General features: G+C 69.6%; 9 protein-coding genes. 3 read left to right on the forward strand and 6 right to left on the reverse strand.

The window, feature by feature from the left end:
* Positions 1–116: 116 nt before the first annotated feature.
* Positions 117–515, reverse strand: coding sequence for a hypothetical protein (locus tag ACFVU9_RS11650; protein WP_387592400.1), 399 nt, complete (start codon positions 513–515; stop codon positions 117–119).
* 63 nt (positions 516–578) lie between these two features.
* Positions 579–1,088 (reverse strand): RICIN domain-containing protein, encoded by a 510-nt coding sequence (locus ACFVU9_RS11655; protein WP_387592402.1) that lies wholly within the window; start codon positions 1,086–1,088, stop codon positions 579–581.
* Positions 1,089–1,623: 535 nt separating this feature from the next.
* Here ACFVU9_RS11655 and ACFVU9_RS11660 point away from each other — a divergent pair.
* Positions 1,624–2,286, forward strand: a complete 663-nt coding sequence (locus tag ACFVU9_RS11660) for a DUF1963 domain-containing protein (protein WP_387592405.1) — start codon at positions 1,624–1,626, stop codon at positions 2,284–2,286.
* A 713-nt stretch (positions 2,287–2,999) separates the two neighbouring features.
* On the opposite strand, the gene ACFVU9_RS11665 is transcribed toward ACFVU9_RS11660, so the two are convergent.
* Positions 3,000–5,471, reverse strand: a complete 2,472-nt coding sequence (locus ACFVU9_RS11665; protein WP_387592408.1) for a SpoIIE family protein phosphatase — start codon at positions 5,469–5,471, stop codon at positions 3,000–3,002.
* Between the two features lie 150 nt (positions 5,472–5,621).
* On the opposite strand from ACFVU9_RS11665, the gene ACFVU9_RS11670 reads away from it, so the two are divergent.
* Entirely contained in the window at positions 5,622–5,804 is a 183-nt protein-coding gene (locus tag ACFVU9_RS11670; protein ID WP_387592411.1) for a hypothetical protein, read from the forward strand.
* Between the two features lie 818 nt (positions 5,805–6,622).
* On the opposite strand, the gene ACFVU9_RS11675 is transcribed toward ACFVU9_RS11670, so the two are convergent.
* From ACFVU9_RS11675 to ACFVU9_RS11685, 3 genes are all read right to left on the reverse strand, one after another.
* Complete coding sequence (locus ACFVU9_RS11675) at positions 6,623–7,453, reverse strand: hypothetical protein (protein ID WP_387592414.1); 831 nt, start codon at positions 7,451–7,453, stop codon at positions 6,623–6,625.
* Positions 7,454–7,576: 123 nt separating this feature from the next.
* Positions 7,577–8,344 carry a transposase gene (locus ACFVU9_RS11680; RefSeq protein WP_387592417.1) on the reverse strand — a complete coding sequence of 256 codons (768 nt, stop codon included), beginning with the start codon at positions 8,342–8,344 and terminating at the stop codon, positions 7,577–7,579.
* Positions 8,345–8,395: 51 nt separating this feature from the next.
* On the reverse strand, positions 8,396–9,337 hold the full coding sequence (locus ACFVU9_RS11685; protein WP_387592419.1) for a hypothetical protein: 942 nt from the start codon (positions 9,335–9,337) through the stop codon (positions 8,396–8,398).
* A gap of 68 nt (positions 9,338–9,405) precedes the next feature.
* Between ACFVU9_RS11685 and ACFVU9_RS11690 the strand changes: the two genes are divergently transcribed.
* Positions 9,406–9,753, forward strand: coding sequence for a hypothetical protein (locus tag ACFVU9_RS11690; protein ID WP_387592421.1), 348 nt, complete (start codon positions 9,406–9,408; stop codon positions 9,751–9,753).
* The last annotated feature ends 172 nt before the right edge of the window (positions 9,754–9,925 follow it).

Here is a 9,925-nt window from a genome sequence, read left to right on the forward strand (position 1 = left end):
CGGGGGTGGAGGCACCGGCTGGACCGCAGCCGTGCGGACATCGGCCTCCCGTTCGGTGGCGCCGGAGCGCTCCGGCGACACCGCGCGGGAGGATGCGAGCACGCGGGCTGGTCGCGTCAGAGCGTGGCGTTGAACTTGCCCCGGGCCTTGCTGCCCTGGAAGTTGGGGCTGCCCTTGAACTCGGCGACGTAGCCGGAGGCCGCTCCGAAGACCATGGACTGGATGTCGGCGAGGTGCGACCCGGTGTCGAGCGACGCCTCGCCGTCGCGGTTGGTGCTCACGGTGCCGAGGTCCTTGCCGCTGGCCTCGATGGAGAAGTGGATCGGCTGCCCGTGGAGGGGCTGGTTGTCCTCGTCGGTGAGGGTCGCGACCAGGATCGCGCTCGCCTTCCCCTGGATGAGGCTGCCGTTGACGGTGTGCGCCTCCAGGAAGGACGCGCGCCTGCGGGCGCCGACCTCGGAGGGCTGCTCGGGCTGGGGCTGGTTGAAACCACTCGGGGTGGTGGCACGGGTCATGGTGATTCTCCTTGGCTGATGTGCGTGATGTGTTCGGTGCGCGGGGCCGGGACGGACTGTCCGTCAGACCTCCACGACAGACCACCAGTTGCGGGCGATGTTGCTCGGGGCGTCGAGGACGACGAGTTCGTTGAGGTCGCGGCCCTCGATCGGGCTGATGGCCTGCTGCGAGGACCGGCTGACGATCTTGTACTGGTCGTCGGAGGCCCGGTGCTGGAACGTCCACTGGAATTCCAGGGAGTCGTTGCACGTCCCCTGGGTCAGGTAGGTCAGCCCGCTGAACGCGCCGCCGGGCTTGAGGCACTTGGCCGTCCGGATGTTGCGGATCATGACGGATCCGTCGGACACCAGGGTGAAGCGCCAGACGTCGGCACCCCTGGTGTCGGAGGTGTCCCAGGCGTACATGGCGATGCCGTCGTTGGAGTTCTCGCCGTAGTCCTGGGGCATCAGGCTGCCGCCGGTGATGTTGTTGACGATCCGGTAGGTCGGACTGGCTGCCGCGTGCGCGTCGGCGGCGGTGAATCCGCCGAGCAGGGCGGTGGCCAGCCCGAGGGCGAGTGCCGCTCGGTTCAAGGCGCGTCGGTGCATGGGGGCCTTCTCAGGTGAGGGAGGTCTTGTCCCGCCGGCGACCGGATCCGCATGGCGGCCGGCGGGCAGGAGCATGGGCCGGAGCTCTCCTCCGGCAGGGTGCGAGGCCGCAGGCGGACGAAGCCCGTCCCGCCAATACGTCCCGGATGCCGACAACCGACATCAGGACAGTGCGTGCCCTAACAACATCGTTGGCATGCGACCTAGCAGGTGTCCACCGGAGCCATCACACACAGTTACAGGGCGAGATCTCGCCGGCCAGCCCCCGCTCCCGGGTGCGAACGCCCCCGGCGAGACCGCCAGGGCCTGCATCGGCGTCTCGGACGTTGTCGCCCGCTGACGCACCGTCCGAGACGCCGTCCAGACCGTGCTCGGTCCGGGCCACCAAGCCCGAGAAGGCCAAGCTGGGCGAGATTCTGAACACCTGCGACTGACGCGAAAGGACCCCGGCGGCCGCGCGACGGCGCGGCCGCCGCGTCGCTGTTCGCACCGGTCCGCCGACGTGTCCTAGAGTCCGGACGTGGCGACTCTCATGATCGATGCCGGCCCGACCACCCCGGACGCGCTGGTGACCCGCACCGGCGGTCTTCCCCTGGCCCCTCCCGGTACTGAGTGGCCGACCTGCGCATCGTGCGGCGGTTCGATGCAGTTCCTCGCGCAGATCCTCCTGAACGACGTCGCGAACAGCACCGGTAGCACCGCCGGTCCGGACCGCGGAATCCTCGCGCTGTTCGCGTGCCAGAACGACCCGGGCATGTGCGAGGACTGGGACCCCACCGCCGGCGGGAACCGAGCCCTCCTCCTCCTCACCGCAGGTCTGCAACCGCTCCCCCTGCCCCGCCTCGACGACGGTGCCGACGAGACAGTGCTCGTGCTAGGCGCCGTCAGAGCCGTGATCACCGAGCACGACAGCAACCCCGACTACGACGAGGCCCGCGAAGCATGGGCGGCCAGGACCGGGCGTCTGGACTCCTCCGTCCTGGGCCAGCTCGGCGGAACACCGGCGTGGATCCAGGGCGACGAGACACCCGCCTGCCCCCACTGCGCCCACCCCATGCCGCTGGCCGTCCAGCTCGAAGAAGGCCCCGACCACTCCACCGCCATGAACTTCGGCACAGGCGGCTGCGCCTACGCCTTCGCCTGCGAACCCTGCGCCCAGACAGCCTTCCTCTGGCAGTGCTGAGCCGTCGGCCGCAGCGTACGGCGCAGCCGAGACCGCACACCGCGCTCGCCGGCTCTGCTACCCCGGACGTCTCCAACTCCAGCTCCACCGGCAACCGCTGCCCCAGCGACGCCTTGGCAGTCCAGCAGCCGCTGCTGAGTCGGATCGAGGGCAGTTCAGTCAGCGCTCGTGTAATGCCGGCCCGAGTCACAGGTCGGTCGGGTTCATCGCGGCGATCGTGCGGGCGAGAGGCGGTCCTGAAGGAGACGGCCTCCACCAGGGGCTTCCCAGCGTGACCGCTCGGACCGGCCCCGGGCCCAACCCCCGGGGTCATGGCCAGCTGAGGTCCCTGCTCAACCACCTCTGCGGGCGCATGTAGAAGACCACGCGCTCGCCGCTGTACCTCGACGCAGCGGTCGACCAGTTCGGGAGCCAGGTAGTAGGTCGCCAGTTCGCGAAACAGCTCGATCGACCCTGGCGATGTACAAACCACCGACCCCTCGACGGAGACATAGCGGACCCGCGGTTGCCCAGACTCGACCATCAGGCTGAAGCGGCCGGCCTTCTCGATGAGCAGGGCCTTGCGTCGGCCGCCCGGCAGCAGGAACTCGGCTTCGGTCGCCCGGTCGGTCACGGCGCCCACCCCGCCCGGGGCATCCGGGGCGGTGCCGCCGAGGACAAAGGCCAGCACGGTCTCGTTGACCGCCATCGCGTGCAGACTCCCGCCCGTCGGATCACTCGGCGGGCGGTAGCGGCTGCTCGAACCAGACCACCTTGCCGACTGCCCTGCGGGCGGTGCCCCAGCGCTCGGCCAGCTTGCTGACCACGCTGAGGCCCCGCCCGTACTCCTTCAACAACCCAGCAGGCTCCAGCATCGGCAGGTTGTGGTTGTCGTCGCCGACCTCCACCAGCAGCCGGTCGGTCCGGATCAGTTGCACCTGGACGAAGTCCCGGGCCGCCCGAACCGCGTTCGTCACCAGTTCGCTGACCAGCAGCTCGGTGCTGTCGGCGAGCCCCGTCAGCTGCCAGGCCGCCAGCTGGTCGCGAACCAGTCGACGGGCCCGGCACACCTCTGCGGTGTCCACCGCCAGGGTCCAGGTCGCGACCTTGTCCGATCCCAGACCGTCGAAACGGGCGACCAGCAGCGCGACATCGTCCTTGCGGTCGTCCGAGTGCAGCCGCTCCAGCACCGTGTCGCAGGCCTCGTCCGGCGTCCGCCTGGGATCGATCAGGTTCCCGCACAACGCCGCCAGGCCGGCTCCGATGTCAGCGCCACGCACCTCGACCAAACCGTCGGTGCACATCACCAGCATCGAGCCGTCCACCACGTCGATCTTCTTCGCCACGAACGGCACTCCGCCGACCCCGGCCGGCGCGCCGGCCGGGATCTCCAGCAGCTCGCCGGTGCCGTCCGGGTGCACCAGTACCGGCGGCACGTGCCCGGCGCTTGCCACCTCGCAGGTCCGGTTGATCGGGTCGTAGACCGCGTACAGGCAGGTCGCCAGATGGTCGTCACCGATACCCTGGGTCACGTTGTCCAGGTGCCGCAGCAGCTGACCGGGCGGCAGGTCCAGGGCCGCCAGAGTTCGAACTGCAGTTCGGTAGCGGCCCATCGCTGCCGACGAATGGAAGCCGTGGCCCATCACGTCGCCGACCACCAGAGCAACCCGGCTGCCGGGCAGCTGGATCGCGTCGAACCAGTCGCCGCCCACCTGGGCCCGCCGGTCGCCCGGCAGGTAGCGGTGGGCGATCTGCACCCCGGGGATCCGCGGCGGCCGGGTCGGGATCATCGACCGCTGCAGGGTGGTGGCGACCCTCGCCTCGGCGCGGTGCAGCCGGGCGTTGTCCAGCGACAGCGCGGCCCGGGCGGCCAGATCCAGCAGGGTAGCCGCGTCCGACTCGTCGAACGAGGCCCGGTCGGGCAGCCGCAGCAGCTTCAAGACGCCCAGCACGGTCCCCCGGGCGGACAGCGGCAGCACCAGCATCGAACGGCCGGAAACCACCTGCGCCAGGCTCGAACCCCCGCCCAGCGCCGCCGCGTACTCCGCCGCGATGTCTGCGGTCACCACCGGGACCAGCACCGGCTTGTTGCCCTGCAGCGCCATCCCAGGCGGGGTCGAGCGCGGCATCGCCAGCAGCACGCCCACCTCCAGCACGTGGCTCCACGAAGCGCGGTGGTTGACGAAGCTGCGCGCCACTCGGCGCAGCATCGTGTCGTCGTCCGGCTGCTCGTCGAGCAGCTCAGCGTCCGAAATCAACCGGTCCAGCAGGTCCACCGACGCGAAATCCGCGATCCTCGGCACCAGTGCCTCGCACAACTCCCGTGCCGTATGGTCCAGGTCGAGAGTGGTGCCAACCAGAGCACTGATCTCGCGCAACAGCACCATGTCCGAGGACTCGAGGGCCGCTACCGACGCCCGCGCACCGGGCGCCTTGGGACGCTCGCCGTCATGGGCCGCCTCGGCCGCCACCGGACGTGTGCTTCGTGCCCTGGCACGTTCTGCATTGAGAGTGGCCTCGGCCGCCAGCAGTCGGGCCTCCAGACGAGCGCAGTGTTCCTCGGCTGCGTTCTTGAGAGCCTGCGCCCGTCCCAGCTCCAGGTGGAGCGCGTCCAACTCGGCTTTCAATGCCAGGAGCTCGTCACGGACCTGTTCTGCCTCATCCGGCACCGCACACAGTTCAAGACTCCTTGCCCCGGTGGCGTACCGGGCGGTGGCCCAGTCGGCCTCCAGCTGGCGGTAGCGCTGCTCGGCCTGCCGTGCCTGCTCCTCCTTCGCTTCCAGGGCCTCCAGCAGCGCGCGCTCGCGCACATTGGCCAGGCGCAGCTCCCGCTCCGCGGCCCCGAGCTGCTCGCTGAGCTCGTCCACCCGGCACTTGTCCGGGTTGCGGACCCGCAACGCCTCTCGGCGCAGCAGGTGCGCCTGCTCTTGAACCTCGGCCGTGACAGAGTTACCAGTGTGCTCGGCGACCTGACGCAGCAACTCCTCGACGAAGTCCCACGGGGCTATCCGCTCACCAGTCAGGTACCGCGAGACCGACCCCTTGTTGCGGTGACAGCCGGCCGCGAAGCGGGTCAACGACGTGCCCAGGCCAGCGAAGAGCTGTCCGAGGAAGGCGACGAACGCCGCAACCTCCGGCTCAGGCCCGGGCGGGCCGCTCCCGGCCAGCGCCGCTTCGACCGACTCGATTGGACGCTTCTCCAGCAATCCCCTGGCCCCTGCCTCTCATCCCCAACGCGTTGCCGGAACCTGGCAACACGTTGGCGTAGCGCAACACCCCGCCGACAAGAAGGGTAGGCGAAACACCGACCCCGTGGACCGGAAAGGCCCCCGATGCTCCCCTCCCTCGTAAGGCAGTTGACGTCATGTCAGCGAATCGCGGTCACCGCTCTGGCGCTCGTCCCGGTCGTCATGGTCACCGCGGCCACCCTGCCCGCCCTCGTCGTACTGCCGCTCCTGCCCGATGGAGCCGCCCGGGCATCGGCTCTGATCGACCGCCTCCAGCGGTGGACCGCGACCATCCTCACGAGCAGCCGCTAGAGCAGCGGTGACGCTGATGCTGGAAGCAGACCTCGTCCAGCGGAAGGTCAGCCCACTGCCCGGCCAGTCCTGGTCGGGGGCGGGCTGAATGGTACGGCGGAGACGAGCCGCCACGTTTCCGACCTGAAAGGGATCTCGGCGCGGACAGCCGGGACAGATGGAGGCCGACCGCGTCGGCCCGGCCGCCTCGCCACCGGCGCCCGGTCCGGGGCGTCCTGCTCGGCCTGCGCACTGGCAGAACGAGAACCGGCCGTCCCGAACGGTCACAGCCGCAGCAGCCAGCGTCGGGGCCTGCGGCGGGCAGCAGAGCGGGTCGGCCGACGACGGCCTCGACGTGCTGGTGGAGGGCGCCCAGGAGCGCGCTCTGCCGGTCGGTCAGCTTCCCTCTGGCGGCCGGGCCCAGCGCCAGCGCGGGCGCCGGCACCCTGTAGGGGAGCCCGGACGCGGGGACTGGAGCGACCGGGACCGCGGATCGGCCAGCGGCGTGGTGGCGGTCGGCCCGGTGTAACACGTCCAGGGCAAGGTTGGTGCTGGTGAAGGTCTGAAGCCGACGGAGGGGGCCTGTAACGAATCGGCCAGCCTCCCGTCGCCCTGGTGCTCGACGGTGATCGTGAGGTCCTGCTCCCGGTCCGGTCGGCCGAAGCGGGTACGCGGGCCCTCCAGCGTGCTGCGTAGCGGGGCGTACCGGCAACGATGGGCTCAGCAAGGGTGAACCTGCGGCCGGCCGCCGAGGAGAACCCTGTCGTCGCCAAGCTACTCACCGCAGCCCCTGCAGCTACCGCCTGCCTCCGTCGAGAGCGCCCCCGCCTGAACGGGCGTCACCGGCAGCGGGCGACCGCCCCTGCGGTGAACCACTGCACAAGCGTGGCCGCCAGGTGGACGGCCATCTCGGCGGCTTCCTGGGTCTCCGGGCGGGTCGGGGCCTGGCCTCCGTGGCGGCTGGTCTGCCCCTGCCACAGCAACTGCAACATCCCTAGCACGGGTACCGAGTCGCCATGGACGTTCTGCTCGATGGCCAGCGTGACCTTCTGCGGAGCAGTGCGTAGCGCGGCGATCATTGTGCCGAGGGTAGCCTTGGTGTTGTTCGGTTCCAGTACGGCGTGCGCGGCGGCCTCGACGGCCTTGATCGCCTGGCTGTAAGCGTAGGACGGATCTGGACCCCGCCCGTAGACCGCGCGCCACGCCGCACGCAGGTGCTCCGACGCCGAGCCTGCCGTTGCCGCAGCTGCGCTGGCCTGCGCCAGGTCGACCGCATCCCGGACCGTCTCGTCCACACGCCGCTCCAGGAACCACCCGTCACTGGACACCCGGTACGCCGACCCCGCTTCGTCGAGGATCCCGGCCAGTTTGCCCTCGTAGTCTCCGCCGATGTCCTCGTTCTCATGGGACAGGATCGCGTCCACGACATCGAGGAGATCCATTCCCTCCATGGCGGTCAGGACACGCGTGGGGTTGCCACCGGGGTCGGCGATGCGTAGCCGCAGACACAACAGCTCGGCGTCATCGTCGTCCCTCGCGCTGAAGTGCGTACCGACCCAGCGCTGCAACGGGCGGACCAGGTGTTGCGGCACACCTTCGTAGAGCGAGTCGTCCTTGAACTCGGCAAGGCCCAAACGTTCGGAGAACCGCGGCCGGCGGGCAGTCGTCATGACGGGAGATTACCGGCCGGGACCGACAGGACAATCGGGTTTTCTCTTCGCACCTAAGGGCTGTCCCGTAATTGATCTCTTGCAGTGGCTGGACAGGCCGAGCCCATCGGCGGCAGACCCGGACTATGCGGCCTGGAGGAGGTTGTGGAGGCGGGCGATGCCGAGCATGGCGTGGTGGACGCCGTCACCCTTGAGACGGCAGTCGCGCAGGATCTTCCAGGTCTTCATCCTGGCGAAGACATGCTCGACGCGGGCGCGGACCCGCTTGTGGTCGCGGTTGTGCTCGGTCTGCCATTCGGTGAGCTCGCCGCCCTTGGGTCGGCGGTGCGGGATCACGAGACCAGTGCCGGGGTAGCCGCCGTCGGCGATGGTGATGGTCCGGCCGACGGCGGCCTTGGCGCCGGACTCTGCCCAGGCCTTGCAGTCGTTGCGGTTGCCCGGGACGGGGGTGCCCACCGCGACGACCAGACGGGTGTCGGCGTCGACGACGACCTGATGGTTGGTGGAGTACCTGTAGTTCTTCGACTTCTCCGCGATGGTGTGGTCGCGGGTGGGGACGAGGGTGCCGTCGACGATCAGCACGGTGTCCTTCCGGAACCGGCGCCGGGGCTTGAGCGCAAGGAGGGGGCCGATGTGGTTGATGATGCGGTCGGCCGCCGACTTGGACACGCCGAACAGCGGTGCGAGCTGCCGTAGCGTCAGGTTGGTCCGCCAGTAGGCCGCGACAAGCAGGACCCGGTCCTCCAGCGGAAGACTCCAGGGCCAGCCCGGCCGCACGACGTCAGCGCCCTCTCCGCGGAGCACTGTCATCAGCTTGCGGAAGTCGCGCGGGCTCAGCCCGGTGAACGGGGTTATCCAGGACGATTCCGACGCCGTGATCACACCAGCCATGGCGAGATCGTCCCAGCCGTGGTCACTGCTCCGGTAGCCAGCTCGCGGCCCTCAGGACGCTGGCGCCGGCAGAGGCCTACTTCCCAGGGCGTCGGCGAGAGTATCGCTCTGGGGTCGAGTGAGGTTGAGTACCCACAACACGGCCGCTTCATCCGAGTCCGGCTCAGTGTGCCGGTGACCGCCACCGCTCAGAGGGGAGTCGGCACCACCACGGCGACTGGCTGCAGGCCGCCTGTTCCGAAGGAGATGTTCAGCCGTGTCCTGGGCAGAGTCGTCGGGTGCTCCGATGGCCGCGAGAGCGGCGTTCACCCGTGCTGGCGCTTCCGGCGGCAGCTCGTCGTCGGCGAGCAGCGGCAGCAGGAGCAGGAGTCGGGCCGCGGTGTCGTGCACGCCGGGTGCGGTCAGGTCCGGCGTCTCGGTGATGTGCACGATGTCGCGCCAGGACAGGCCCGGGCCGTACCAGTCGCCGTCAAAGCTGGAGAGGTCCTCTGACCGAGGCCAGTCCGGTTGGGTCAGCAGGTAGTCGAACCCGTAGTCACCGATGAGGTTCCGGTAGACGACGGCGGCGCTGTGACCGCCTTGGAACGGGATGCGGAACGCCGGCCAGGCTTGGTCGTCCAGGAGGACTTCGGACAGGGCGTCCGTGTCGGCGCCGTCGTCACCGAACCACTCGGGTGCTGGCCGGGTCTCACCCGAGGTGAACCGGCACATGGCCAGCAGGTGATTGGACCAGAACCCGGCGCGCTCAAGCAGCCACTCACCCGCGACCAGCCGCCCGTAGTCGTATCCCTTGATCAGCACGGACCAGAGTGTCTCAGTCCCCACCGACACGTCTCCGCTGCCGGTCCGTCGGGAGTAGCGGGACAGCCCTTTGACGATCACGATGTAATGCGCGGACCGGTCCGTGACCAGGTATTCGGCATGCTCGCGCTGGGTGTGCATCGCGTCGCTGGGCACCACGACGCCCGCGAGGCCGGCGACGGTGTCGAGCAAGGGCTGGAAACAGGTGATCTCGTTCGTCTTCTCCCCGACGTCCAGTGGGCGAGCACCCTGCTCGTGGTGTGATCGAGAGCGGCGAGCAGGTGGATCTTGCGGCCGTTCGCGCGGGCGGCGCCGCGCAGGCTCTTGCCGTCGACCGCGATCGCGCGCAGGTGCTCGGCGGGGAGATCCTTCGGCCGGTGGTCGGCGAGCCATCGTTCCACCGCGCGGTCGAGCGCGTCGCCGTCGACCCGCGCCAGGACCCGGCGGATGATCGCCTCGCCGGGTGCCGGATGGCGCCCGGTCAGCGGATCGCGCCGGGCGCCGAGTGCGCCGATGCCTTGCCGAGGCCCTGGACCTCGAACAGGCCCTCATCCATGGCGAGCGAGCGCTACAGGGCGACCGACAGTCCGTCCCTTCCCTCATCATGACCAGCCGAGAACTCGCGGCCGTCATGAGGCAGCGCTACGGTAAAGAACCGGCAGCGCAGGACTACCTGAGAAGACTGCAGAAGCTTAGGCGGGAGAAGCCGGGATTCCTCCCTTCCTGAACAGGCAGAAGCCGATACGGGCGCGGCCTCATAGCGAGGCCGCGCCCGTATCG

This window comes from Kitasatospora sp. NPDC057936, assembly GCF_042887525.1.
In the GTDB taxonomy this organism is placed as follows: domain Bacteria; phylum Actinomycetota; class Actinomycetes; order Streptomycetales; family Streptomycetaceae; genus Kitasatospora.

Bases quoted from the DNA above. Each gene is read 5' to 3' on its own strand.
- ACFVU9_RS11650 (WP_387592400.1), bottom strand. From the start codon at position 515: ATGACCCGTGCCACCACCCCGAGTGGTTTCAACCAGCCCCAGCCCGAG.
- ACFVU9_RS11675 (WP_387592414.1), bottom strand. From the start codon at position 7,453: ATGACGACTGCCCGCCGGCCGCGGTTCTCCGAACGTTTGGGCCTTGCC.
- ACFVU9_RS11680 (WP_387592417.1), bottom strand. From the start codon at position 8,344: ATGGCTGGTGTGATCACGGCGTCGGAATCGTCCTGGATAACCCCGTTC.